This is a genomic window from Streptomyces alboniger (assembly GCF_008704395.1).
Lineage (GTDB): Bacteria > Actinomycetota > Actinomycetes > Streptomycetales > Streptomycetaceae > Streptomyces > Streptomyces alboniger.
The window spans coordinates 6703838-6730686 of record NZ_CP023695.1 but is presented as its reverse complement, the minus strand read 5'-3'; the positions used below and the strand labels follow the sequence as shown (position 1 = coordinate 6730686).

Below are 26849 nucleotides of genomic sequence, written 5' to 3'. Positions count from 1 at the left end.
GGCGGGTCTGCTCGGAGGGCCTTGTACTTCTCGCGGTCGAAACCGAGCGGGCAGCCGCCCGTCGAGCACACTGCAGCTGACCGAGCTGGACCCCAGGTCTGACCTCGATCCCAACACCCCCTTCACAGCACGCGTGTTCGACGTGAAGGATGGGGGCGATCGCGTGCCAGTTCGGCACGCCGCTCGTTATGCAGCGCAGTCGATGCGCCGGGCGGGCAAGCGCCGATGGCCCTTGTCCACCCGCTACGGGAGGGGACCCCCATGGGCGATCGCAGCACCATCGAGTGGACGGAGGCAACCTGGAATCCCACCACAGGATGCGACCGGATCTCCCCCGGGTGTGACCACTGCTACGCCCTGACGTTATCCAGGCGCCTGAAGGCGATGGGGGTGGCGAAGTACCAGGCGGACGGTGATCCCAGGACATCCGGCCCAGGTTTCGGCCTCACCCCGCATCCAGACGCACTGGCCGTTCCCCTTCAGTGGAAGGCGCCGCGGATGGTCTTCGTCAACTCCATGAGCGACCTCTTCCACGCGAAGGTCCCCCTGGACTTCGTTCGGCAGGTCTTCCAGGTGATCACCGAGACGCCTCAGCACACCTACCAGCTCCTCACCAAGAGAGCCCGCAGGCTGCGACGTGTGGCCGGCGAGCTCGACTGGCCACCCAATCTGTGGATGGGCGTCTCCGTCGAAAGCGTGGAGCACCTCGACCGTGTCGATGACTTGCGGCAAGTGCCCGCCGCCGTGCGCTTCTTGTCCTGCGAACCACTCCTGGGGCCACTGACTGGTCTGCGCCTGGACGGCATCGGCTGGGTGATCGCCGGAGGGGAGTCCGGGCCCCACCACCGCCCCGTCCGCGAAGAGTGGCTGATGGGCATCCGCGATGCCTGCAACAACGCCTGCGTGCCCTTCTTCTTCAAACAATGGGGCGGCCGCACCCCGAAGTCCGGAGGCCGCGAACTCGATGGAGCGATCTGGGACGAGATGCCACCCCGCCTCCCTGCCGCGGCTCATTAACGGCCAAAGTCCAGCAGCCTGCCGTACGCACTCTGGTGGCATATACCAACGATGTGTGACCCTCTCCCCAGCGGGGCCAACGGGAGGTAGCAGGGGGAGCAGTCGTGGCCGTACCGAAGGAAGCCGTGTGGGAACGCGATCCGCACACGGCCGCCAAACATGACTTACTGCAGCAGTACTTGAAGGCATGGGCGCCGATTCTGCTGTCACAGCACGACGTGATCAGCTACGCGGAAGGCTTCGCGGGAGCCGGCGTCTACAAACGGGGTGAGCCCGGCTCCCCCATCATCGCGTACGAGGTCTTCGCCGAAGCGCTGCACAGGTTCCCGAAACGCATGCGTGTGATCCTCATGGAAGAGGACGCACGGCGCGTCAAGGAATTGCAGAACCAGATGGAGCTCGTCCGCTCCCGGCAGACGGACAGCATCGTCCAGCGAATGGCCGTGGACATACGCCACGGAGACTTCCACCCAGCTCTCCTGCAGAACCTGCGGAACACCGGCGCATTGGGGAAACCCCTGTTCGTCCTGCTCGACAGCTTCGGCGGACCTGACATCCCTTTCTCGCTCCTACAGGAGCTGGGGCGTCACCCCCGCACCGAAGTGATGGTGACCTTCGAGCCCGCCTTCCTCACGCGGTTCGCCGAGACCCACGACGGTCACCGCCAACTCGGCGACGCAGCCTTCGGCAGCCAGGAGTGGCAAGCCGTATTCCAGCAGCCTCCCTCGCACAAGTTCACGTTCCTGCGCGAGCAATACCGAGCCACGCTCCGCCAGGCTGGCTTCACCCACACGCTGTACTTCGAAATGATCGACGAGGGCAACAGGAAGCTATACCTGATCTTCGGCACCAAGCACGAACTGGGACTGGAGAAGATGAAGGACGCCATGTGGAAGGTGGACCCTTCCTACGGCGTCCGCTACCGCGACCCCAGGGACACCCAACAGCAGATGCTGGAGCTCGTATTCGAACCCGACACGGCTCCGCTGCGACGGATCCTGCGCGACTTCATCTCCGAAGCTCCCGACGGGCGAACCATCCCGGAGCTCAAGCGATACGCCCTCCTGGAGACCGTCTACCGGCCCGCCCAAGTGATCGACGCCGTCCGACAGCTACGCGACGCGGACGCCGTGACGACGGACCCCCGCGCCATCAACAACAAGACGCAAGTGCACCTGCCCGCGACACCTCCGGCTTCCAGCCCCTCAGCAGAGCAGGGCACCCTCTGGTGAGCAGACCCCGAGGGCGTACCAACTGCAGGACAGGCTTCGCCAGTGCAGGCTGGCGAGGCCCGTCGTACCAGGTCCCCTCTGCATAGAATCCCCGTCGGCCCAGGCCACCAGAAAGCGCCTGACGCCCCTATAACAGGGGGTCGCTGGATACCGTTTTGACCAGGTTGAATACCTCGCGGGCGGCATAGCGCTTGAGGCACCGGATGATCTCACGCCGGGTCTTGCCCTCCTGGGTGCGGCGTTCGTAGTACGACTGGGTGCGCGGATCGTGGCGCAGCCTAGTGAACACGATGCGGTGCAGGGCGGCGTTCGCCTGCCGGTCCCCGCCATGGTTCAGGCGCCGCGAGCTCCGGTTGCCCGAGGAGTACTCGACGGGGCTGACTCCGCACAGGGCGGCGAAGGACGCCTCGGTGTGCACCCGCTCGGGATTGTCCCCCATAGCGATCAGGAGTGTGACGGCGCTGTCCCGGCCGATGCCCACCGGTGTGAGCAGTTGCGGAGCGTGGTGCTCGAGGAGCCGGGTCAGGCGCTGGGGAGCTCCAACTAGGCTGGTACTACGTACTGTTGGCCCCATTCAGGAGAGGCAGGCAGCCTGCGGGCGTGAGTCATCCACCTCGAATGGCTGGGCTGCGTAAACTCACGGAGCGGAGCGCATGACTGAGCGAACTGTCTACCTCGACCTGATCCATACGACTGGCGCTCCCGGAAGATCAGCGTCCGGCCTTCCCGTTGGTACGCCACGGTCACCCTTGACCGCGACGGGTATGCCGACGTCGCACGGCGGCAGGGGCTCGATCCCGAACTGCCCGCTCCCTACAGCGAAGCCGTCGATGCCGCGCGCAGTGTGGCCATGGACCGCATCTGGTACGAAGGCTGCACAGACTCGTTCTCGTGGAGCAACGGCCCGGGCTGGATCACGCTGTTCGTTCCCTTCCGGCATGTCGAGGCCACGCTCAAGGCGCTGCGCGTCGCCGAGTTCAACCATGACTACGGCATGTTTCGGGCGCTCGCCGACGAGATGGCTCTGCCCGTCGATGACTGGCTGGCTCCCGGCGAGCGGGAGCTGGTCCGTGGCGTGGACTTCGACCCGCCGCCCCGCGTATTCCTGAGGTTCCTGCGGCGCAAGGCCAAGCTGCACGGAGTGCGCCTGAACGGCAGGGCCACCGCCGGCAGCGCATGGGTCCGCCCCACACTGTCGCCCGTCGAGAAGCAGCTACGGGAAGAACTCCCCGAGCGGTATCCCGGTTGGGTGGACCGCTGGTCCGGCCATGTCGAGCCGGACGGTATGCCCGTCCGGCCCTGGGTGGGCGGCCAAGACCAGGACCTCAGTTCCGGGGCGACCCGGGTCGAATTCCGCCTGGTGACGACACCAGACCGTTACGAGTGCCCTTGCGGAATGCGCCTGCACGATCTGGTGGACGGCGGTAACGAGCACACCGCCCACCACACAGCGTGGACGTTCGGCATCCGGCCGCCCAAGAACCTTGACTGGCATAGCGATCTGGCCGTCGTGACGACGCAGTCCCCCATCTCGTGGCGCAGACTGGCCAACCGGGTGGCGCGGATGCCGCAGAAGGAAGAGCACTACGACTTCAACTCCTGGACCCACCTCGGCGAGCCCGAAGCGACCTCGGACAACGTGCGGGCCTACCTGCTGACGGCGAACGGCCACGTCATCGGCTACCTGGCCGCCCACGACACAAGCGAGCACCGCAGTTGGGACTTGCTCGACGGTTCGCGGTACGGCGACGAGGACGACACGCTGCGCCCGCGCATCATCCTGATCTGGGTCGCGGACGTCTACCGCCGCCAGGGCGTCGGCGCCACGCTCGTTCAAGCGCTCGCCGACGACTTCGGATGCCAAGTGGCCGACGTGTCCTGGTCAACCCCGGTCAGCGACGCGGGCCGACGCCTCGCCAGCCGGGTCTCGCCCAAAGGCATCTGGATCAGCTGACGCGGAACTCGTCAAAGGAGCGCATCCGGTAGGCAGCACGCGCTGGGCCCGACCACCTCATAGTCGAGCCCTCCATTCCTCGTCACCCAACTCGGCCTCGCGCACGGCACCGAGAGCGGTCGACGCCGTGTGCGCACTGAACGGCACGGGTCTGAGCCCGAGGAGCAGACCGCGGCTGCTTTCACCATCGCTGACTACAAGAAGAACTTGGGGCTCGCCTAGTGACAGGCGTGGGGTGGCCTGAAGGCCACCCCACGAAGTCGCCTACTGTTCCTGCCGCTTCACGTACGCGACAGCGGTCATGCCAGCAGAGAACACGAACGGCACGACAGCCCCGCCGGAAGCAACAGCGGTGAGCGGGGACTGTCCGAGAGCAGCAAAGCTGACTCCGGCGGTAAGACCAACAACCATCGAGATCAAGGCGACAACGACTACGTGATACACGCGGTGGTCGCAGGTAGAAGCGGTTGCGGGCAAGGAGAACCCTCCCAGGCATCGTCAGAGCGCCGTCACGGAACCAGGGCAGGACTGAACCCACCAGATCCGAATCACGACGTCGCCGCCCAACGGGCGTCGCCATAGGAGAGCGCCGACCAGGCGCCCCTATAGAAACTCCGCCGCCGCACCGTGATAGTCGGCCACCTGCACCGATGCACCTTGCCTTTCAAGGGTCTCGTCAACCGCCCTCCATTGTAGCCAACACCGCTGACATCCGCACTAGTTGGCGGCAGGCATCCGAGAGTGGCGGGCCACCCTGAGTGTCGGTCCAAGGCTGTTCCGCCTCTGCGTGAAGGATGACAAGAGCAGCCCGTCGGCCATCTCCGGATCAGGCCGTACGCGCCGCCGGACTGAGTAGTAGTCGGCGCACACTCCGGCCCGGGCCGAAGGCCAGGGGGCGAAATGGCTGCGCGGCTCCGTCCTGCACGATGCCGCCACTGTCATCAAACAAGCCTTCACCCAGGCCGATGCCCGCGATCCGCGACATCTGTGCGACTGGATCGTCGTTGTCGACGGCGCCCGCCACCAACTCGACCTCATCCAGCAGGAAGCCGCCCGGCGTCCCGACGCTGCCCCTGAACGAGGCGGTAGAACTCCCGAGCCACATACCGCTTCAGACAGCGAATGATCTCGCGCCGGGTCCTCCCTTCCGCCACACGCCGCTCGTAGTACGCCTGCGTGCGCGCGTCCCAGCGCAGCCGGGCCTGCACGATCCGGTACAGCGCGGCATTGGCCTGCCGGTCACCACCACGGTTGAGCCGATAGCGATGCCGGCTCCCAGAGGAGCACTCGATGGGGCTGACCCCGCACAGCGCCGCGAACGACGCCTCACTGCACAAGCGTTCCGGATTGTCGCCCATCGTGATCAGCAGCGTGGCGGCGCTGTCCGGGCCGATGCCCACCGGGACGAGCAACCGCGGAAATGGCGCTCCACCAGCTCGGCCAGGCGCCGCTCCAGGTCCTGGATCTGCCCCGTCAGCTGTCTGATCCGCTGAGCCAGCAGGCACAGGGTGATGTGGGTGGCCCGCGCCACGGCATCCCTCTCGCCGTCGACACCCTCACCTTCGCCGAACTGCGCGCAGACGCGGACGAGAGCCAGCGTCCTCAGGCCGTCCAGCCGCTCACGCAGATCAGGATCTGCGGTGACCAGAACCGCCTTGAGCTGATTGACTGCCTGCGTACGGGCCTTGGTCGCGGAGTCCTTGGCCAGCTTGAACAGCCGGGCGCACTGCACCGGTCCGTCCCCGGACTTGGCCTGGGAACGAGCCCGGCCGCTGAGCACCGCCCGCGCCGCCTCCTGCGCATCCACAACATCCGACTTGCCCCGCCGCCGACGTACCGAACGATCGGGACGGTTCACCTCGAACACCTCAACCCGCCGCGCCAGCAAGCAGCGGGAAAGGGCCGCTCCGTAGCTGCCGGCCCCTTCCACCCCGGCCCTACGCACCGTACCCAGCCCACTGGCCCACGCCCAGAGTTCGCGATATCCCGCCGCTGTGGCGGGAAAGGACCTGGTGTCCATGACCACCCCCACCACGGAAAGCACGGCCGCCACATGGGCGTCCCGGTGCGTGTCGACCCCAAGGACGACCTCTCCCTCAACAACCGGCCACATCGGTGTACTTGGGATCGCCAGGGGGCACCTCCTGCTCTATAGCCTGCCGGTCCGCGCCACCGGACTGGCAGGGCGGTCAGCGGTGAGACAGTGCCCAGTTCGCGGCACGCATACCCTCAAGACACGCCCGGAGCAGTCCGGTGGCAGTGCTCCCACGCTGGAGGTCGGCGAAGGTAAGACAAGACACCCGGTCCGAGATGTCACGAGCCAGAGCCCGGCACGGCAGCACAACACCCCCTATACCCAGGTCCCGACGGCCCGCGATCACTCGCAGCACTGATTCCAGAACGTAGTGATATTGCGGACCAGCGCGCTGACTGCTCTGCTCCCTCGGCGGTGGCACGCAGCCAGCCTGTCGACGTGGCCAGCCGACAATCACGCCAACTCCAAAGGTCACATCCGCACAACCCGGTGTCACAGAATCTGATCAGCGGACTGACACCGACTGCTCCGGCTGTCCACCTTGTCTGCACTGGCCGAGAAGGTCGCCCTCGGCATGATGGAAGCGACGGGAACGTGATCCCGACGGGTGCCGGAAATCTCGGTCGCTTCGGGCTGAGTCCCCTGGCTCCGGTGAGTCAACTCTTCCCGGTGTGGTCCAGGACTATCGGGTTGCGGACGAAAGGAGCGATCGCCGCAGCAGTGAGCGGGGAGGACAAATACGCTCCAAAGGTATGGAAGTCGATACGGCCGATCGGCGTTTCAGCGTGCTGGTCAACGGGGAATCGGTCGCCGAGCCGATGAGGAATCGCCACTAGGTCACCTGTGTCGGCGAGATTTACCCAGTAGCGGACCCCGGCCGGCCGGGCACCCTGATCTGCGAGTGGCGCTGGCACCAGGTGCTCGAAGATCCCGCCCGGCATGCCGAGGGGAGAGCCCAAGGTAACGAAGCAGTCCACGGTCAGTTCCGGGTGAGCATGGAGAGCCTCGTACGCCACGACGGAGCCGAGGGAGTGTGCCAGCACTACCTGGGGGCGAACGCGTCGAATCGACTCGGCCACGGCGGATCGGGCGGCAGCTCGTACCTGCGGAATGTGGAGGTAGCGGTGGACCTCGCGCGCCAGTTGGACGGCGAGCCGAATGACCACCCCGATGGGGATCTTGCGCCGTCGGGACACCCAGGACAGGACCTGTCGCAATGGTGCGGTGATCAGTCCCTGTCGTTCGTGCAAGGTGGGTGCCCCCAGGGCCAGCGCCCAAGCGAGGACGACGGGCTGTTCTCGTTCGCCGATGGAGGATAGGTCGGGCACGGCTGTCTGCCGCTCCGCGGCGTGGGTGTGGTGAGCGTAGTACGCGACGTGCAGGGCAGGGAGCGGCTGGTCGCCCAGCCCAGCGGCTGTGAACCCATGCTGAAGCTTGGGCTGCCACTGCCCCGCTAGTTCGGCGGCCGCCTGTTCCGGCGAGCGGCCGCTCAGATGGTTGCCGATGCCGTGCACTGCGACGATCGTCACCGCACTGGTCCTTCCTCCGAGTGAGAATGCACGACATACGACGGGAATCGCCACGGGCCACCGGTGGTCACGCCGTCGACCTCGCTGATCTCGTACCAGTGCGCCTCCAGCCGCACGACCTCAAATCCGTCGGGCGTCAGTACGTCGACGAGAGCATCGTGGAGTTCGGCCGTCGTCGCGGTGATGGGGCGGGTGTAGACCAGGCCGAAGGAAGGCGGCAGTCCTCCCTCCCATTCGTCGACGGTGTACAACTCCCATCCGTCTGCGCGGGCATCGCCACATAGCAGTTCCCCCGGGAACCAAGCCAGGACGTGGGTGACGTGGACGGTCGGCAGCGTCGGGCGGAGTGCCGACGCTGCTGCGGAGCAGGCCCAACCGAGGGCCGTGATATGGCCAGCCTTGCTGCCTACCAGCACGCCGCTCTCGTAGGGGGCGATCGTGTGGACTCGATCCGGCACTGGGGCCGGAGATCCGAGTGGATCGCCGGATTCGGCATCCCATGCTTGGACCTCCGCCTCGCTGACAGCGGCCACGAGTACCGGCCTGCCGTTCACTTGGCTGACAGTCATCACCCGAGGGCCAGCCACGGGGACAGAGCCCACGAGCGAGGCCGTCACAAGGTCCCAGATCCGCACCTGATCGTCGTCCGACGACTGCTCGGCAGCGAACAGGCGCCCGCCTTGCATCGCGATCGCTCCGACCCAGTCCAGCGTGATCGTTTGCCGTAGGGTGCTGTCAGCCAGGGACCAGAGACAGACCCTGCGTTCGTTGTGGACGCTGATCAGGAGAGACTCGCCGCCGACGTCGCCCGCGACCAGCTCCGTGACCGGTCCGTCCACGCCGACGAGGACGTGGGAAAGCGACTCCTTGCTCGTGTCCCACACATGGATACCGCCGTCGGCACCGCCTACCACGGCCCACACCGAATCGCCGTGCGCCACAGCGGCCAACGCGGTGGCCGGGGCGGGGAGGCGGACTGTCGATTCCAGGGCATCCTCACGGACGTTCCAGGTGTCGAGCTCGTTCTCCGTGGTCACCGTGACGACGTAGGACGCATCGCCAGCCGTCACGGTGACGGCATGGCTGAGCTCGCCCAGGTCGGTCAGTTCCTGATCCTCGGCGCCGGTGCTCAGGTCCCAAGCCTTGATCTCACCAGACGCGAGTTCGGCGCTGAGAGCAAGCTCCGAGCCGCCGAGCCGGATGGTGCCGAGGATTGCGGCGGGGCGCCAGTGGTTCTGACCGTGACCGAACCGCGGGCAAACGTCGAGGTCCCACACCCGCATGTTGCCGTCGCGATGGGCGGTCAGCGCGAGCCGAAAGCGGTCAACATGACGGATGTCTGCAAGTGCCAGCCCGCGGTCTTCGGCCCCCGTGACGACGTGGACAGTCTCACCGTTCCCCCTTACCGCATACATGCTGGGGTGGTAGGCGATAAGCGAGAACAGCGGGGTGCGCGCGTTGGTGGGCCGGATCCGCACCTCCTGGAGAGGCCCCTCCGACGAGATAGTGACGGGACGCTCATCCAGATTCCCCAGCACCATCGGCCCATCACCTTGAGGGTCGGCGGAAACGTAGTGGAAGGCGAGGGAACCGTCCGCGGACTCCACGCCGAGCAGCGAACAGATCGCGGTGTCCCCCGCGTCGACGGTGTCGAGAGTCCTGCCGAACGACTCGCCGAGCAAGCCGATCAAGCTGATATCGCCACTGACCCGACCAACTGCAAGGACGGTTTCATCCCCAGTGCTGACGGCCGCCAAGGCTGAGACCCTCGCGCCGTCGAGGTGCGCGTCGGCGACAATCGCACCCGTGGCGAGGTCGTACAGCCGGAGAGCGTTCTGGTCCGTCACCGAGGCAATGACCGCCCGCTCCTCCAGATCCACGGTCGCCATTTGGGTGATGGCGTCCTCGTCTGTCCAGGGAGCCGAGAAATGCCGGACCGCGCTGACACGGCTCGGTGTGATGTCCCACGCTTGGAGAGAGCCGTCGGTGCCGCCGAACACGGCAAGGAGCCGTCGGCCGACGGCTCCCAGGGCGAGGGCTGACACGGTGGCGCCCAACTCGTCCTCGCTGATGACGCACAGCAGGGACTCCTCAGGCAAACCCGTGCTCCAGTGCGTGCGGAGCACAGCCTGTTCGTCCTGGAGGCGGCGTGCGAGTCCGGCCGCCCGGTAGGTCACGAGGCTCTGCTGAAACCTGGCACGGCGCGCACCCAGTGGTCGGCTCTGGCCGAGGAAGCTGCCAAGACCGATTGCCTTCCGGTGCGCGGCTCCGGCCCGCCGCGCCATGGGGGTCTTCGCCCTGTGGACGGCCTCCCAAATGCTGTTGCGGTCGGCACAGACTAGGTACTCCGGGTCCAGGAACAACTGGTCGACCGCGAATCCGCCCGGTACAGCGACGGCATGCTCCATGAGATGCCGCAGCAGATACGGCGCGGCGAGGTCCCACCGCAGCCCCTCAGGGGCCCACCGGCCAGGGACGGTCGCCAGCAGCTCGTTGAAGAGCGCATCGGCAAGCCCGTCGAGTTCGGCTGCGGCCTCACGAAAGTGCTCCGTGATCGACTCGTGGAAGAACCGGTAAAGCTGACGTCCGTCCGTGTCGATGCTCGTCCGCAGATAGAAGTGGGCGACGGCCAGCTTTTCGCGGGTCTCGCCTAGGGTCAGCGGCTGTACTTCCTGCCCGGCGGCCGTGGCCGCAGCGGTGGCGGCCGCCGCCAACACCTCCAACGGCATGCCCTGCCCCCGCGCTTGGGCCAGTCCCACCATCAGGTGCCGCATCCACGGGTCATCATCGAGCGTAGTCCGGAGGTGCAGTTCGAGCAGGTGCGGCAGGCTCTGCGGCAGTTGGGCGACCGCTTCGGCCGGATTCACGGGTTCACCGGCCCGCAGGAAGTCGGCAAAGAGCGCTGCGACGAGAAAGGTACTGCGGTCCGAACTCTGGGCGATCGCAGTGGCGACTGCCTGGGCCACGGACTCACGGAGCGCCTGGTCGCTGTAACCGGATGCACTGGACAGAACGTCGCCGATGTACGTCGTGAGATCGTGCGCGAGATCCTGGACGCTGGTCGAGGTGTCCAGGTCGAGCATCGCCCCGGGGGAGCCTAGCCAGTCGCCAAGTACGTCGCCGTCCAACGGTCGGCGCATCCCCACAAGCGCCCGAAAGGCGGGGCGGCCGTCAGCACGGTGCGTGCGCAGAAGCCGCGGGAGCAGATCGCAGACGATGCGGTCGCTCTCCAGAGCTTCGTCAACGGCATCCAGGATGAGAATCACCGGTTCTGGCAGATCGCTGGCGATGCGAATGAGTTCGTCCAAAGGTTCGTTGCCGCGAGGGATGACCTGCTCCGCTTCATCGGGCGTCAGCTGAGCCATGATCGAAGCAATCACCTCGTCCCTTCCCCGGTGCCGGGCATGGACCGCGACAAGGGTCGGATAGCGACGCTTGGGGCGGTACTGAGCAGGGATGCGACTGGCCAACACCGTGCTCATCTCGGCGAGCTGGTTGTGCGACAGGAAGACTGTCACTCCCAGGAGTGCGGACTTTCCGACGCCAGGGCTTCCGGTGACGATCAACAGGGATTCGTCGCTCGCTAACCAAAAGCGAATGAGGGTAAGTTCACGGGCCCGCCCTGTGAATAGGCAGCCTGTCAGCGCGGCGGCGTCGTCCGGGCGGCCGGACGCACGAGTGAGGAAATGCACCGGGTCTAGACCAGGGTCGAAATCCGAAGCCAGTTCCCGAAGTGCCAACCGCAGTCGGTTCCTCATTCGCTGCCAACCGTCGGTACTGAATGCCGGGTTCGCGAAGAATTCCGGCACCGGCAATGAGGCGACTCGGCGCGGCGAGTGCAGCACGGTTTGTGGATATCCTTCGCCCAGGCGGACTAGCTCCCGCGCAATCTCGTCGGCGACCGCCTCCACCGGGACATGCGGCAGAGCGGGGGAAATGTCCCAGTGCCCTAAGCGGAGCCGCTCCAGCGCCTGGGCTGTGGCCTTAGTGAAACGTGCGCGAAAGGCGCCCTCGTCCGCTGTGCAGGCCGCGATCACCCAGGTCCTGCGATCGCCCTCGGGAATGTCCTGAAACAGCTGAAAGTCCGTCGCGGCGCCTGCCCCGCAAACATCTAGCAGGAACAGGACGGGCGGCTGGTCACGACCGTGCTCGACCTCGTTAAGCCAACGGCCTATATCGATCGCCGACTCGGGCAGCTCAGTCGGACGGCTGTCGTGCACGGGCAGGTACAGAACCGGGCCACGAGGGACCCCATGACCGGCGAAGTGGACGATGCACGGTCGGCCCGCCGAGTCACGCCGCAGATTCCGCCAGCTCTCCTCGACACCTACCCGGTCCGCATCGATCACCGGCCCACTGACGATCAGCCCATCGAAGAGCGAGAGTACCGAGGCGAGTTCACGCACCCCCTGCTCGACCGACGGCAGCGGAGCCAACTCCTCCGACGTGGGACTCCACTCACCGTCAACCGTGCCGCGAAAAGCCCCCGCTCCGAGCAGAAGTACTCGAACCATCATCCCCCCGACGACATGCGATTTGGTCCCTAACCTATCGGGATCGACGCCACGGCCGAAGACGGCTGGTCTTGTACATCACGGTCGGCGCAGGCCTGGCCGTACTGAGGCGCTCCCCCGCTACTGTCGCCGCAGGCAGAAGGGGTCTGCTTTGCATCTCCTGTCACGGACGCCCCTATGACGGGGGGTCGGTAGAGACCGTCCTGACCAGGTTGAAGACCTCGCGGGCGGCATATCGCTTGAGGCATCGGATGATCTCACGCCGGGTCTTGCCCCCCCCGGGGTGCGGCGTTCGTAGTACGTCTGGGTGCGCGGGTCGTGGCGCAGGCGGGTGAACACGATGCGGTGCAGAGCGGCATTCGCCTGCCGGTCGCCGCCGTGATTGAGCCGGCGCGAGCTCCGGCCGCCGGAGGAGTACTCGATGGGGCTGACTCCGCACAGCGCGGCAAAAGACGCCTCGGTGCTCAGCCGTTCGGGATTGTCGCCCATGGTGATCAGGAGCGTGGCAGCGGAGTCCGGGCCGATACCCACTGGCGCGAGCAGCTGCGGGGCATGGCGTTCAACGAGCTCGGTCAGTCTCTGATTCAGCTCGTCGATCTGCCCGGTGAGCTGCTCGATGCGCTGAGCCAGCATGCTCAGCGTCATGAGAGTGGCCTCGGCTACAGGGTCCTCATCGCTCCCGCCGGCCTCGCCCTCGCTCGGGCTGAGGCGTGCGCAGGTGCGGAACAGTTCGCGGTTGCCCAGGCCGGATAGTCGCTCCCGCAGGGCCGGGTCGGCTACGACCAGGACGGCCTTGAGCTGGTTGATCGCCTGGGTGCGGGCCTTGACCGCGGAATCCTTGGCGATCTTGAACATCCGGGCGCTCTGCACCGGACCGTCGCCGGTCTTGGCGTGAGCCCTGGCGCGGCCGCTGAGCACGGCCCGTGCGGCGGCCTGTGCGTCGAGCGGGTCCGACTTCCCGAGCAGTCGACGAGCCGAGCGGTCGGGCCGGTTCACCTCGAACACCACGATCTGCTGCGCCAGCAGGTAGCGCGACAGGCCCGCGCCGAAGGTACCGGTGCCCTCCACTCCGGCCCGGCATACCGTGCCTGACTTGCGAGCCCAGGCGAGCAGCCGACGGTAGCCGGCCGCCGTGGCCGGAAAGGACTTGATGCCCAGGGTCTGGCCCAGTGAGCAGACCACTGCGGCGACATGAATCTCGCCGTGCGTGTCCACGCCCAGGACGACCTCGCCCCGGGCGGGCGGGCCTGTGCTGGTGGAAGAGGTGCTGCGCTGTCTGATCGTCATAGCGGTCTGCCTCCCGTGTGGTGATGTGCTGGGTGGCTGGCACCTGCCGGTCGGGCGGTCTGAACCGTGATGGCGCCTGAAAGACGGCAAGGCCCCTATTGGGACACGCCCTGTGGCTCGGTGACAGCAAGCACCATCCACAACGGCAGTCGACATGCCCGTGACAAGACACTTCGGTCAAAAAAGTCATGAGTCAGACCCCGTCCGGAACAGTGCTACGCAACCGTCCCACTGCCCTCAACGCCACCGCACGCCCCGACCGCTCCCGAGAGACTTCGTCCGAACCGGCGCCGAACCTGCTCTGGACGGGACAACGATGAGTTGACTCCCTGTCCGCCTGTGACCGGCATCGACGGACTGCCCAGTGGCCCGCCCCTACCAACTGCCCCTCGCAGACTTCCTCCCGCTCCTCCACCAGGTGGTCGGTCCCGGCCGCTGGCGTGTGAGCACCGGAGGCTCGCCCCCACTCGATGTGCGGCGGCATCACACCGCGGGGTCCTTACCCCCAGCGCCACATTCTCCCGACAGGCGAACAGCCCGGAGATAGCCACTCTCAGGGGCTGGCGCACCACGTCGGAGAAATCGACGGACAGGGCGACCACGACCGGGCCCTTGGGAAATGCCCCGACGAGTGCCTGGGACTTTATCGGCTCGAACGGTGGAACCCGCCTCTACGACGAGGATACGGGCGACCACAATCCGCCAACGTTCGCCGGCATCCTCTCCAGTGACCGGACTACTCACAGCACGTGAAGCATCCTGAACCACCGGAATCCACCGCAACCGAGCGTCGGCCGAACTGATCCAAGACGAAAGCTGCAGCACAACGGCTTCCTCCGTCCAGTGGGCCACTCGCTGACGCGCCGTACTGACGCACCTGGCGAGATCCCGCCGCGCGGTTGCGACAACTGCGCATGATCCTCCCGGAGTTGTCAGTGCCCCTTGGTACACACAGCTTCATGGCCGCTGGGTGCGGCCCGTGATCACGGGAGGGGAACCCGCCATGTCGAAGCCGCGCGCCGGCTATCACCACGTTCGCGCCCACATCCGCCGTAACCCGGGACCGCGCGGTGCGCGCCGGATGTCCGGCTGGCTGACGGTCGGGCTCATCGCCCTCGCCGTCCTGTGGGTCAAGTTCTTCGGGCTCGGCGACACTTCCGCCAACACCCCGACCGAGCAGCGCCCCACGCCGTCCGTCTCTCAGCCCGCGCCGTCCCGCGGATGAGCCGCCGATGCCGGCTGCGTATCCGCCGCCCGCGCGGGCCCGCCGAACTCGCCGCCGCCGGCCTCACCTTCGCGGCGGGCACGGCCCTGCTGCTGCCTGGGCTACGCGTCCTTTTCGGCGCCCTCGTCACGCACTGGCAATGGCCGTCGCTCTTCCTCCTTGTCGTCGCTGGAGCCGGGGCGCTGCGCGCGGGCCTCACCCGGAGCAGACAACGCCGCGACCGTGTCCGCCGGATGGGGCTGTCCTTCCGGGCGGACCAGCTCGACGCCATGGACGACCGCGCTTTCGAGGAGGCGCTGCGCGACCTGATGATTCGTGACGGCTGGCGTGCACTGAGGGTCGGAGGAGGTGGCGACCAGGCCGCCGACGTGACGGCCGAGCATCCGCTTCTTGGACGTACAGTGCTCCAGGCCAAGCACACCCGCACCGGCGCCAAGGTCGGCGCTCCCGTCCTGTACGCGGTCAACGGCACCGCCGGTCCCGTGCATGGCGCGCAGCATGCGGTGGTCGTGACCAACGGGGGCTTCACTCGCGATGCACGGGCCTGGGGTGCGCGCCACCACATCCACCTGGTCGACCGCGAACGGCTGCACCAGTGGGCCCAGGACGGTGCCGCCCTGCACGAACTGCTCGCCCTGCCCACCCGTCCGCGCCGCATGCTTCGCCGCGCCGCCTGATCCCACAGCCTCGTTCCAGCTCTTCAACGCGCCCTGGAGGGTGGTCATGTTCGACGAGGACGGCCGTCTTGATCCGTTCCTGAAAACACTGCTCTACGGCGTCTTCGCCCTCGCAATCGGCAAGATGCTGTGGAAGTGGCTGACCGGCACCGCCGTGGCCTGGATACTCAACGGGCCTTGGGCATGGCTCACCGGCCATCCGTGGTGGGCTGCCCTCATCTGCGCCGGCGCGCTGGTGATGCTCGTGGCCGCAGCCAGGGCCGTACTCGTCGTACTCGGCTTCGCAGGCGGCTACGTAGGACCCCCGCCTGCCGCCCCACCCGCGCTGGAACCGGACACGGCCGACGTTAGCGTGACCTTCCGCATGCGGGAGCTGGCGGCCATGAGCCCGACCGAGTTCGAGCAGGCGTGCGCCGAGCTCCTGGTCCGTGACGGATTCACCGACGTCCAGCGCGTTGGCGGACCAGGGGACCTGGGCGCCGATGTCCGTGCGGTCGACAGCGACGGCGACCTCGTCATCCTCCAATGCAAACGCTACCGCGCACGCGTCACCTCCGGGCATGTGCAGCAGTTCAACGGCACCGCGCGGCCCCACCACGGCGCCGACGTGGCCATCATGATCGGCCTGGCCGGGTTCACCGATCCCGCTGCCACGTTCGCACGCCAGCACCACATCACCGTTCTCGGCCGCGCCGAGATCAAGAAGTGGGCGCATGGCACCCACCTGTACCAAGCCGTCCACGTCCTCACCTGACGTGCCTCCACCCGCCCGTCGGACACAGCCGAAGGAGAATCCGGCCCGTGCCACCTCGGCCACGAGGACAGACCGCAGCCTGGGCGATGTCACTGGACTGCTTGATACTTCTGATCCTCATCCCCCTGATCGTCTGGCCCATGGTGTCCTTCCAGCACTCGGGCGCAATCCCTTGGTAGACGCCGCTGCACCCGCACCCCAGACTCCCGGGCACACTCGCCCGCAAAGCCAAAGACGACACCGGGCTGACGCCTGCACCGCGTCCGACACCTACTCGGGATCACGACCTGGGCAACCCGATGACCGTTGACAGGCACGGAAGCCGACAACCTTATTCAGGTCGATGCACGACCGAGGCGGCTTCTCCACAGCTGTCTGCGCCACACGGCAGCGCACCAACGTGCCGACGATCGGGCCCGATCCGGTGGCCGAGCAGCGATGCCGCCCGCCGCCAGGTCCATACCACCGACAACCCCGTGCACATTCACCATGCCGCCCCTGTCCCGGAGGCAGCGCTCCAGGAAGCGGCCCTGCGAGACAACCAACGGTGCCGTACGGAGGCCCCCGTCGTGGCAAGAGCGGTGTCGCGTCCGATCCGCTGCCCATGAAGTCATCGGCATCATGGCGGTCGCTGGCGCCCGGTCCCCGGCGTTCCGCCCTCAAATCGGAGATCGAGCCCGCCGATACCGAGGGTGCCTCCTCGAAGGGGACCGGCCGTGCATATTCGACGCAGGGAAGCATGATATCCGTTCATGGGATGCGCCCCGCAGAACAAGGGCAGCGCCGGTGGGGGTGCCAGCACTCCTTCGCCCTCAGGGGAACAAGGCGAGCTGTTCGTCCTCCGGTGCTTGGGCGAGGCCGGGGTCCTCTGCGTATTCCGGGTCCAGGTCTGCCGGCTCGACGTCCGTGCCTTCCTCGATCACTCCGAGCGCCGCCGCTACGCGCTGCCCATTGACGTTGCCTGCCACCTCGGTGGTGGCCAGCTCCTCCAGGGAGGATTCCTCAGCCTCACCCGCCTCTGCCTCGGCGACCGTCGGCAGCACGTAGTGCTGGGCGAGGCTTGCCAGGTGCAGGGGCAGGGGGAGGGAGAGTGCGTCCAGGTAATCGGGGGCTTGGCGCAGCTGGTGCACCGCCAGAGCGAGTGCTTCGGGTGAGTCGCCGGCATCCGCGTGGCAGCCCAGGACTGCGATCTCCACTAGCCCGGGGTTCCAGGCCGGGATGTGTGTATCGATGGTGGGTTTGCCCTTGTTGGGTCCCTGGCGCAGCGGCCGGGGCGCGATTTTGTCGGCCTCGACGGCGGAGTCTCGGAAAGTGCTCGCTTTGGGTGTGGTGCTGTAGAAGATCCGGCCGGAGGAGCGTGCGGCGTCTTCGTCCTCCACCCACAGCCCTTGGGGCAGGCCGTTGACTTCACCGGGAGAGGCGTTGCCCCACCACTGCGGGGTCTCCCGCCCTGCTGCCGTACGTACGCGAATCAACCGGAGATCGGGGTCTAGTCCCACCGGCTGCGCGTGCCCGGTCTTGATCAGGTCCCGTTCGGTTCGGCCGTCCTGGAGCCAGGGCCAGTGCAGCCGGCTGTTCTGCGAATGGGTCAGCAGGGCAGTGGGTCGGCCGCGAAGAGAGCGGACCATTTTCTGGAGGTATCGGGCGGTCGCCCGGCGCTGTTCGTCCATGTTCTGCTGCCAGACGCGGTACTTTGAACGCTGCTGTGGTACGAAGGCGGCGGCTTCGGTGTCCGTGGGCGTCGCGGTCTCGGTCTCGGTGGGTTCGCTGACCTCCGGGATTTCGGCTGTCTTCACCAGGCCGAGCAGGAACTGGGGGTAGGGAATCCAGCGTCCTGTCCGCTCGTCCCAGCCTGTGACGGTCGCCAGGCCGCTGCCCGGTGCCAGCGGTGTGACCATGACGGCCACCGGGGTGTGGCGGGGCAGTCGGGTGGGGCCGTCCTTGCGCCGCTTGACCATGTACGTGGCGACGTAGCGCAGATCCTTGGGGATGGCTTCGCCGAGCGTGTGCTCGGGTAGGACACGGACACCGTACTGGCGCAGAGCGTCCTCCCAACCCGAATGGACCCGGTGGGAGAGGTTCTTCTCGCTGTTGTAGCCCTTGGCCTTCTTGGGGACGAGCGCGAATTGCGTCAGGACGCCCGCGTCCGCGCATCCCAGCCGGAGCGCGTACTTGGGGTCATCCAGACGGTGGGCGAAGTCCTGGCGGCGGTCGATCTCCACGAGGGCGAAGCTGGGGTGAAGCGGGTCAGCTCCGTCGTCGGCCAAGAATGCGGCGGTAGTCTTCCGTCGGGCGTTGATACCGGCCTCCAGGGCTTTGCCCCTGGGCCGTGCTGCGGGGTCGATGCCCAGGGTGTCGGTGATTCCCTCGGTGGTGCGCAGACAGCGGAGGCGGAGGGTGAGTTCCGGGGCTTTCCATTCGAGAGTGACGGGGTTTCCGGGTACGGCCCGCTCGTATGTGTTCTCGGCAGTGGCTGGCTCCGGGCGGCTTCCGTCGCCGTCCAGGCCGAGGACGTCGGCGAGGGCCTCGATGGCTGCATCGCGGAACGACGGGCTCTGCCACAGCAGTCTGGCTTCGACGAGGCACCCGGCTCCCGTCCCTTTGATCGCCTCGGCGGGGTCCTGTCCCTGGTTGATCCTGGCTGCCACCGCGAGTGCGGTCCGGCGGGCGCGGGCTTCGCGTTGCGCCTCCGCTTCCTTCTCCGCCGCCTTGGGCTTGGGCCGGGCATTGGCGGGGGCGCTGCTGCCGGCGCTCGCCCGGCTGAGGGAGGGGACCTGGTGTAGCTGCTCGGGCAGCGCCTGTTCGGCCCACTGGACGATCTGTGAACGCTGGTGTGACATGAGGCCGGCACCGATGCCGTGAGGCCCCATGTGTGTGCTGTGGACGACGGCGGCGCGGGTGCCGTCCCCGTCGCCGATCCACTCCTCGGGTGTGGCAAGCAGGCTGGCGGGGTCGGGGAAGGGGCGGTTGAGTGCCAGCCTGCCGAGGATCTGGGCGGGGCCGTTGTTCTTCCAGGCATAGTCCTTGGTGCCGCGGTCCCAGGTCAGCCGGGCCACGGCGTACCGCTCGCTGGTGGGTGCTCCGGGGAGCCAGGGGATGCCGGGCAGCAGGTAGACCGAGGTGTCGCGGCCATACGGCAGCCGCAGGCGCTGTTTCCTCGCGTCGAGGCGAGTTGCCCAGCGGCGTACTCCCGTGTGCAGGTGGAGACGGGGGCGAGGGTCGAAGGGGACGGTGTGTAGCGAAATGTTGATCACGAGGGAGAACCACCACTCGCGCCCTTTGACCACATGCGAGAGAGGCTGTGAGAGGAGTTCCGCTCCCTGCTGCCGCGGGCCTCGCGGCACGGCCCGGAAGTGCAGGCTGCCGGCGCTGTGTTCGTAGGGTCCCAGGGCGAGGATGCGCCGGGCCAGGGCATCGGTGGCGAGTTGGTATTGCCGGTCGCGCGGAGCCGCGGTTCCACCGTCGGTCGTGGGGCAGCCGAGGAGGTCGACGGTGACATCCTGCCACTGCGGCGGGCAGGAGCGCAGCGCCGTGTGGGTGTCTAGGACTGCCCGGTGATGTGCGGGTTCGGGGCGGAGGTCTTGAAGCCAGGCGCCGCTCAGCCGGTTCAGGGTGTCGCCGGGAAGCGGGTGGGGGGCGTCGGAGGGGGTGTAGAGCCAGAAATCCTCGGCCAGCTGCTGCGGGTCGCGGGGACGGCCGCGGACGACCAGATCGGGGGCGAGGCTCTGCAGAACTCCGTTGAATCTGGCGACGGGCGCAGCGCGGTAGGGCTCGGCCTCGGGGGGACGGCCTAGGTTGCAGAGGTCCAGAACGCTTTCGTGCCACTGCTCCGCAAAGGGCAGTGCCCGGTATCGGGCGGTCCAGGGCGCGGTATTGGGCTTCAGAAGGTAGGCGGCCCGGCTGGTGTCGCGGTACTTGGCGGCCATGGTCTTTGCAGTCTCCTTGCTGTGGCTCAGCGGTCAGTTCGCATGATCAGGCCGCTCAGGGCGTCGTAGAGCGGGTGGTAGAGCGTGCGGACCAGGGCGGGGTCGGCGGGGTCGGTGAACGATTCGGGTGTGATGTCGTCGTCGAAGTAGGGCGCGAGGACGTCGCGGAGCTTGATGAGCAGGCCGTGGTCGTTGCGTCGGCGTCCGCTGCGGGTCGCTGCGGCGGGCGGGGCACCGGCCTCGGCGAGTGCGGGGGCGAAGGCCGCGTCGACGAATACCACCCGCGCGGGCACTCCGCCGCGCACCAGCCGGCCGATGACCTGCCAGATGGTGACCAGCTGATCCCAGGCGAAGGAGGTCTTCTCCGCGTCGTTCAGCTGGGAGTAGATGTAGCGTCGGGACAGCAGGCGGCGCCACTCCTTGCGAGCCGCGAGGCGGAAGGCGAGCCCGGCGGTGTCCATGTCCGCTGCGTCGGCCACGAGTTTGCCGAAGGTTCCCGCCTCGGCATCCGGCTGGTTGCGGACGAACCTGGTGACCCAGTCGTTGATGGCGAAGACGGCCAGCGAGAGGTCGTCGGGGCGCGGGTGGGGACGGGCGAGGAAGAGGACGGTCCCGAAGGCGGCTTTGTGGCTCTGGTTGAGGATGTTGTGGCCGCGCTCGATTGCCATCAGGGGGGCGACCAGGACTTCGGCGTCTTCGTCCTTGGCGAAGGCGGCGAGGTCGCCGCGGCGTACGGCGGAGGCGCCGGTGAAGTCTCCCGTGGCGGTGTCTCCGGGACCGGCGTGGTCGAGCTCTGCCTTGTCGGAGGCGAGGACGCGGACCTTTCCGCGCCAGCGTGGCATGCGTTCCAGGAGGTCGGCGGCGATCCTGGCGTCCTGGTAACTGCCGACCAGGAGGAGGGCACGTCGGCGTTCTCCGTCCTCGATCTGCCGTAGTTCCTGATCGAGGAGCGAGGTGCTGCCCGGGGCCGACTTGCCGAGCTGGGTGACCATCTGGGCCAGGACCCGTTCACGGGTATCGAGTCGGGCTCCGGAGAGGGTGAGCGGGGTTCCTTCGCCGTCGTAGAGGAACAGCGTGGTGAACAGGGTTTGCCGGATGGAGTCGACGGCGGCCTGGTGGGGTTTGAGGATCGCTGTGACCGGGGCCATGACGTGTGCGCGGGTCGATGTCCCGGCCCAGCTGGTGCCGGACATGAGCAGGACGTGCGGTCCGGGACGGCCCGCTGCGGGGTCGGCTCCCAGCGCGGGAAGGTGGAGCAAGAGCTCGCGGCCGACGCCTGCACAGCGGAAGAAGCGCAGGGTACCGCTGCGGTGTTCGTCGCCGTCCGGGCCGCGCTCCGGATCTTCGGGCAGGTACTGGAATCCAAGGACGTTACCCATCGGGGCTTCCGGCACCACCGGCGCGTAGTCGAGGGGCGGTCTGCGGGAGAGTTCGTTGTCGGCGGTGTCCAGATGCAGAGCCGCCTCGGCCTGCGGCCACAGGAAGGTGACGCGTTCGAGGCGCTGGTGCAGGGCGGCCAGTACCAGGGTGAACTCAAGGCGTCGGGCTTCGCGTTCCAGCCAGGGCTCGCTCCCCCAGGTGTCCACGGGATCCCGGTCGGGTTTCCCCGGGCTGGGTGGCTCCTGGCGCAGGGAACCGTCCAGCAGCGGGGACCCGGTGAGCAGGGTGTCGAGCACGGAGCGGACACGTTGGCTGGTCGCTGTCTGGTCGAGGTGGTGCAGGAGAGCTCCGGCACTGCGGATCAGGGCGTCGGTGAGGTCGTTGTGCGGGCCGCGATCGCCGAGCGGGTCATCGCGGAAGGCGTCGAACGCCTTGGTGATTTCGTTGCGTCGGATGTCCCAGGGCTCGGTGTCCGGGGTCCGCGGCAGGGGTGCGTTGCCGTCGGCCTCGTCGTTGGAGTCGTACACCTCGGCGTCGGAGGAGGTCTCGTCGGGGAGGAGACCGGTGACACGCGGACGGGGGTACCACTCGTTGACGAGTTTCTCCTGGAGCGTCCAGGCGCTGAAGTATTCGATGTCCGCCCAGCGGCGAAGGTCGTGGTCGGTGATCAGTCGGCGGTAGAGACGGTTGGCGGCGATGTGGACCAGGTCCAGGGAGGCCGACCAGCGTTCGACATCGCGTGCCGAGAGGGGCAGGCGGCCTTGCCGGGCCAGTTCATCGATCTTGTGGATGCCGAGGCGGTCGAGCCAGGAATCCGGGCCGCGCACGATCAGCGTCGCGGACGGGGCGAAGGCGGTGTCGAGCTGCATCTGTACGCGGTCCGCCTCGTCGACGACGATGATGTCGCTGCGTAGGCAGGCCAGTTCAAGGTGCCTGAGGCGTTCGGCATTGAGGTGGTTGGGGACAGCGCTCTGCAGGAGGCTGGCCGGGTTGGCCACCCAGATCAGGGCATCGACCAGCTCCCGGTCGGGGGCATGGCGGGGGCAGACGCTCCACACCGGACAGCCGTGATCGGACCGAGACATCTCGCTTTCCGCGGGAGCCTCGGACAGGTCGTGCCGGTACACGGGCAGCGGGATCTCCCCGACAGCGGTGGGACCAGGCTTCTTGACCGGGCGCAGTTCCGTGCAGGGGGCGTCGACGTAGCGCAGGGGTTCGGCTGCTTCCAGTCCGCGCTGTGCGTCAAGGATGCACACCGAGCTCAGGTCATCGAAGGCTGGATCATCGTGCTGGAGGAGGGAGGCTTGGCCGCGCGCGGCAAGGCGGCGGTGCAGCCGGGATGCGTGCTGTTCGCGGGTGGTGCCGCCGATGACGGGAGCGGCCTGCAGGTCCAGGTCGCGGAACTGGCCGACCAGGGTGAGCTGTTCGGCGACGTCACCGACGACCAGAGTGGTGCGGAGCCCTTTGCGTGCGCCCCAGACGGCGATGAGGTGCATCAGGGTGCTCTTGCCCGCGCCCACCATGCCGACCAGATGGAGCAGGCGGTCCATGCGGAGAACCGTGGTCTTCTCGAAGCGCTGCCCGTCGGCGGACAGGGCGTCGAGTTGCAGGTCCTCCAGCCGTCGCACCCAATGGCCACAGGTGAGGCCGCGGGCCGTCTCGGTTTCCTCCATCCAGCGGGCGGTCTCGGCGAGTTCGGCCAGCGGGATGTCCAGGGGGTGGCCTGCGGTGTGCGGGACCTGGCTGAGGTCGTGGCCGGTCGCCGGCGGGAAACACAGCTGTTCGGGGATGGTCACGGAGGCGGGCCGGTGCCGCTCGGTGAACCGGGCCTGGCCCGCCGGGGTGGGCTGCAGTTGCCGTTGGTCGAAGTGCGGAAGCTGGGACAGCGCATGCGCGAACCTGTTGAAGCGGTCTGCGGCGATGGTGGGTTCGACGCGACGCGCCGGTCCTCCTCCCTCGGGCAGCCGGTAGCCGCGGAGCCGTTCGGGCAGCTGGACGTACGTCTCCAGGCACTGGTGCCACATGCGGCGGCGACGCAGCTTCCACAGCAGGTGGCGTGCCACATCCAGCCGGGTGCTCTGTGCTGGTGTGGTGGCGATGCCCGCGGCGGCGGCAAAGGGGTAGCCGCCCAGGAGGGTGTAGACACCGTGGGCGTCGCCAGACGGGTCGAGACTCTCCATGAGGTAGAGGCCGAGTTCTACCTGGCAGAGCAGCGAGGGGTTTACGTCCTGGTGTTCTTGGGGCCAGACGGGCTCCAGGGCTTTGGCCAGTTTCTGGTACCACTCGCTGCTGTTACGCACTCGGGGATCCGTTCGTCGGTGCGGAGTCCGTCAGGTGGGGGCCGTCTGCCCCGCGGAGGCGGGCGGTCGCGAGGGCGGCGAGCCGGTCGTCGGTGAGCAGGGGTAGGCCCTCGGCGGAGGCGGGGCGGTTGCGGCGGTAGGTGCCGAGGTAGTCGCGGTGGGCTTCGGCCTGTTCGCGGGGAACTACCCAGCACGCTTCGTCGTAGGGCGGCTCTGGGCGAACGGGTTTCGCGGACCGGCCAAGCAGCCCGGGATGCTTCCAGTCCTTGACGTCGATGGCCCAGATGTGCCCGTCGGGGAAGGTCACACGCAAGTCGTAGGCGTCGAAGCCGGGCCAGAGCTGGACCTCGAGCCCCAGCGTGCACAGTCGGGCTTCCAGTTCGACCTCGGCGCGTCCCGGTCCGGTGACGAACTGCCGCAGCGGTCGTACAAGTTGCAGCAGTCCGGCCACGTCGGCTCCGGTCAGGGTCCGTCCGTGCGGCGGTGCGCCCCGGCGTCGGCACCGGTCCCTCTCGCACCACCACGCGCCGTCGGCGAGCGGCGTGAGCAAGGTCAGGCAGCGACCGCAGGTGACGTAGCCGCCCTGGAATTCGTAGGAGGCCGGGACCGGGGCGTAGCACTGGTCCAGCAGTTCTTGTACGGGGGCGAGGGACAGGTCGGTCTCGGTCTCGAACCGTTCCACTCCGGTAAGTACCGGTCGTTCGACCAGGAGCCTGCGGAAGGCGACGTAGGACTCGGGTGATGACGCCTTGCGGCACAAGCGCATGGCCGTGTGAATGACCTCGCGGTCGAAGTGTGCGGCGCCGGCGTCCTTGCCTCTAATCCACCACTCGTGGCACAGCTGGGTGGGAACCCGTGCCTCGGGGTCCACCAGATAGTCGTCCGGTCCGAAAGCGTCCGGCGGCAGGTCCAGGGGCCAGTCCTCCAGGGGGCGGCTGTGGCACCAAAAGAGCAGTTCCGGCAGGCTTTTCGGGATCTCCTCGACGCCCCTGATGAGGCAGGCCAGGACGGTCCGGTCGAGTGCTCGCTGGGCTTCGGCCGGGTAGGGCAGTTTGAAGGAGGAGAGCGGGCCGAGGTCGGCGAGCTGGATGACGGCGCCGGCCAGCGTACGGACGAGGCGTACGTCGGGGAAGTCGAGCCAGTCACCGCGCTGGGCGGCGTGGGTGTCAAAGGCGGTGGCCATCAGGAATCCTGCCTTGTCGGAGCGAGGTGTTCGATGCCCGCGCGGCACCATTCGAGGGCTTCGCAGCCGTCGCAATGCCGGCCTGGAGCGGTCGGGTAGTCCTGGTCCCAGGCCCAGGGCTGAGCGAGTTGCGTGATCACTTCTCGCGCTTCGTCGACGGTCCCCGGGTGTGAGGGGTCGAGTTCCTCAAAGGTCACGTCGTCGGTGTGCAGCAGTTCGAGCTCCACCCGGGAGCGCGCAGTGTCTCCGCCCAGGACGCCGGTGGCCAGCATCAGGACGCCGAGCGCCAGCTGGGGGTAGAGCTTCAACAGCGGCTCGCCCTCATAGAGGTATCTGCTCGCGGTCTTGGTCTCCCGCCAGATCCAGCCCCCGCGGCGGGTGTGGAGCAGATCGGGGGTGGCTATCAGCACGAGATCGAGTCCGGGGTCGTAGCAGACCGCCTGGTACTGCACTCGCACCTCTTCTTCGGCGGCGAGGCCGTCCAAGGGGCAGTAGAAGGCGTGCTGTTCGAGCATGGCGGCACCGTCGAGTGCTTCCTGACCGCTCAGGTGCAGACCGCCGGCTCCCCAGGAGACCGGGTCCGCCGGGCCGGGAAAGGTCTCGCAGCTTCGGTAGGGCGTGCTGGCGTGCCGCTGGTTCAGAATGTCGTCGACCACACGGCCGCGCCGGACTTCTGGGCTCTCGGGCGTCGAGGAGCGCAGCTTGAGCTGCCGAGTCGCGTGATATTTCGCCGGGCAGTCCCGATAGGCGCGCAGATCGGTGACCGAGACACTGCGGCGGGGGCGCCGGCGCTTCGGCGGCGTAATGCTCAGCAGTTCCGGGCTGTGCGGGAGGGCCTGGCAGCCGCTCAGCGCCTTGCAGTCGATGCAGCCGGTGCCAGGGCGGGTCCCGGTCCCGTCGATAGCCTGGAGTAACGAGGGCCACCCCGCCGCTGTGAAGTGCTGACGCGCTTCCTGTCTGTTCCAGTCGATCAGCTCGTTGTGCTTGCCGTCTCCGCAGCCGAATTCGATGACCCGCACGTGCTCGGGCAGGGCGGCGCGGTGCTGGGGAAGTTCACCGAAGGGAACCGGAGTGTGCCGCTTGCGCCAACCTCCGATCGCGGGACGCCCTCGCGCCGCCACGTACGCGGCTACGGCCTTCTCTGCTTCGGGTCGGTCGTCCTTGGCGGGGCCGAAGGTGAGCAGCCACAGTTCCCTTGTGGAGCCGTCGAGGGCCGCGTAGCGGCGTCCCCAAGCGGTCATCTCATAGGTGTCTGCGCCCCGGGAGTCGACCGGGCCCGGGTCCGTGCCGACCACCCATGTGTCCCGGACCGGGACCGTGAGCGGCAGGCCGGCGGCCTGGCGGGCGTGCTGGTCTGCCACCCTGGCCGCCAGATAGCGACGGACCGCCTCGGCTGACCAGGACAGCAGCAGGGGGTGCGCTTCACGGCGCCGGTAGAGCCCGAAGGTCCCGTTTGTGCGCCGGAGTTCCCCGATCACCCACTCCGGATCCTTGCACTCGTGTTCAATCAGGTCGAGTGCATCCATGAAGACCTTGAGCGTGAAGTCTTGTAGTTTTTCAGCGAGTTGAGGGGGTTCGGGGTCTGCGATCAGCATCGGTCGGGCGTCGCTGGCCCGCTTGGCGGGGCAGTCCCGGGGGTCCAGGCGCGCCGCAGCGAGGTTCGTACGTACCAGCCTGATGTCACCGCTGGTCCCGGCGGGGCGTGACCCACTGCTCACGATCTCCTCCAAGCAGTTCGGACAGGACGGCCCGATACGGCCCCACTGAGCGGGCGCATCAGGCTCCGGCAGAACCAGCATGACACAAAACATTTGTGAACTCAGTTCATGCACAACC

General features: G+C 67.6%; 12 protein-coding genes and 3 pseudogenes. 6 read left to right on the top strand and 9 right to left on the bottom strand.

Annotation, left to right across the window (positions count from 1 at the left end; translation table 11 throughout):
* The first annotated feature begins 261 nt into the window (after window positions 1-261).
* Together CP975_RS29570 and CP975_RS29565 are read left to right on the top strand one after the other, a co-directional pair.
* The gene (locus CP975_RS29570) at window positions 262-1017 is read left to right on the top strand and encodes a DUF5131 family protein (protein WP_055530751.1); all 756 of its coding nucleotides are present in this window, start codon (window positions 262-264) and stop codon (window positions 1015-1017) included.
* A 104-nt stretch (window positions 1018-1121) separates the two neighbouring features.
* Window positions 1122-2249 (top strand): three-Cys-motif partner protein TcmP, encoded by a 1128-nt coding sequence (locus CP975_RS29565; protein WP_055530752.1) that lies wholly within the window; start codon window positions 1122-1124, stop codon window positions 2247-2249.
* Between the two features lie 127 nt (window positions 2250-2376).
* Here the strand turns inward: CP975_RS29565 and CP975_RS29560 are convergent.
* Window positions 2377-2778 (bottom strand): annotated as a pseudogene (locus CP975_RS29560) (transposase); the annotation flags it as partial.
* Between the two features lie 321 nt (window positions 2779-3099).
* On the opposite strand from CP975_RS29560, the gene CP975_RS29555 reads away from it, so the two are divergent.
* Window positions 3100-4203 carry a GNAT family N-acetyltransferase gene (locus tag CP975_RS29555; RefSeq protein WP_055530753.1) on the top strand — a complete coding sequence of 368 codons (1104 nt, stop codon included), beginning with the start codon at window positions 3100-3102 and terminating at the stop codon, window positions 4201-4203.
* Window positions 4204-5237: 1034 nt separating this feature from the next.
* On the opposite strand, the pseudogene CP975_RS29545 reads toward CP975_RS29555, so the two are convergent.
* From CP975_RS29545 to CP975_RS29530, 4 genes and pseudogenes are all read right to left on the bottom strand, one after another.
* Window positions 5238-6316 (bottom strand): annotated as a pseudogene (locus CP975_RS29545) (IS110 family RNA-guided transposase).
* 578 nt (window positions 6317-6894) lie between these two features.
* Window positions 6895-7767, bottom strand: a complete 873-nt coding sequence (locus tag CP975_RS29540) for a serine peptidase (RefSeq protein ID WP_246201672.1) — start codon at window positions 7765-7767, stop codon at window positions 6895-6897.
* On the bottom strand, window positions 7764-12203 hold the full coding sequence (locus CP975_RS29535; protein ID WP_167532750.1) for a P-loop domain-containing protein: 4440 nt from the start codon (window positions 12201-12203) through the stop codon (window positions 7764-7766). The genes CP975_RS29540 and CP975_RS29535 overlap by 4 nt, the downstream gene beginning before the upstream one ends.
* 253 nt (window positions 12204-12456) lie before the next feature.
* Window positions 12457-13568 (bottom strand): annotated as a pseudogene (locus CP975_RS29530) (IS110 family RNA-guided transposase).
* A 1003-nt stretch (window positions 13569-14571) separates the two neighbouring features.
* Here CP975_RS29530 and CP975_RS29525 point away from each other — a divergent pair.
* The 3 genes from CP975_RS29525 to CP975_RS29515 are packed head-to-tail and all read left to right on the top strand — an operon-like array spanning window position 14572 to window position 16224.
* Window positions 14572-14793: a hypothetical protein gene (locus CP975_RS29525; protein ID WP_055530756.1), complete on the top strand. Its 222-nt coding sequence runs from the start codon at window positions 14572-14574 to the stop codon at window positions 14791-14793.
* On the top strand, window positions 14790-15470 hold the full coding sequence (locus tag CP975_RS29520; RefSeq protein WP_055530757.1) for a restriction endonuclease: 681 nt from the start codon (window positions 14790-14792) through the stop codon (window positions 15468-15470). The genes CP975_RS29525 and CP975_RS29520 overlap by 4 nt, the downstream gene beginning before the upstream one ends.
* Before the next feature lie 46 nt (window positions 15471-15516).
* Window positions 15517-16224: a restriction endonuclease gene (locus tag CP975_RS29515; protein ID WP_055530758.1), complete on the top strand. Its 708-nt coding sequence runs from the start codon at window positions 15517-15519 to the stop codon at window positions 16222-16224.
* A gap of 812 nt (window positions 16225-17036) precedes the next feature.
* Here CP975_RS29515 and CP975_RS29510 read toward each other — a convergent pair.
* The 4 genes from CP975_RS29510 to CP975_RS29495 are packed head-to-tail and all read right to left on the bottom strand — an operon-like array spanning window position 17037 to window position 26608.
* Window positions 17037-20150, bottom strand: coding sequence for a pPIWI_RE module domain-containing protein (locus CP975_RS29510; protein ID WP_055530759.1), 3114 nt, complete (start codon window positions 20148-20150; stop codon window positions 17037-17039).
* Between the two features lie 26 nt (window positions 20151-20176).
* Window positions 20177-23830 (bottom strand): pPIWI_RE_Z domain-containing protein, encoded by a 3654-nt coding sequence (locus CP975_RS29505; protein WP_055530760.1) that lies wholly within the window; start codon window positions 23828-23830, stop codon window positions 20177-20179.
* Entirely contained in the window at window positions 23823-25013 is a 1191-nt protein-coding gene (locus CP975_RS29500; RefSeq protein ID WP_055530761.1) for a pPIWI_RE_Y domain-containing protein, read from the bottom strand. The genes CP975_RS29505 and CP975_RS29500 overlap by 8 nt, the downstream gene beginning before the upstream one ends.
* Entirely contained in the window at window positions 25013-26608 is a 1596-nt protein-coding gene (locus CP975_RS29495) for a PD-(D/E)XK nuclease family protein (RefSeq protein ID WP_246201671.1), read from the bottom strand. The genes CP975_RS29500 and CP975_RS29495 overlap by 1 nt, the downstream gene beginning before the upstream one ends.
* Window positions 26609-26849: the final 241 nt, after the last annotated feature.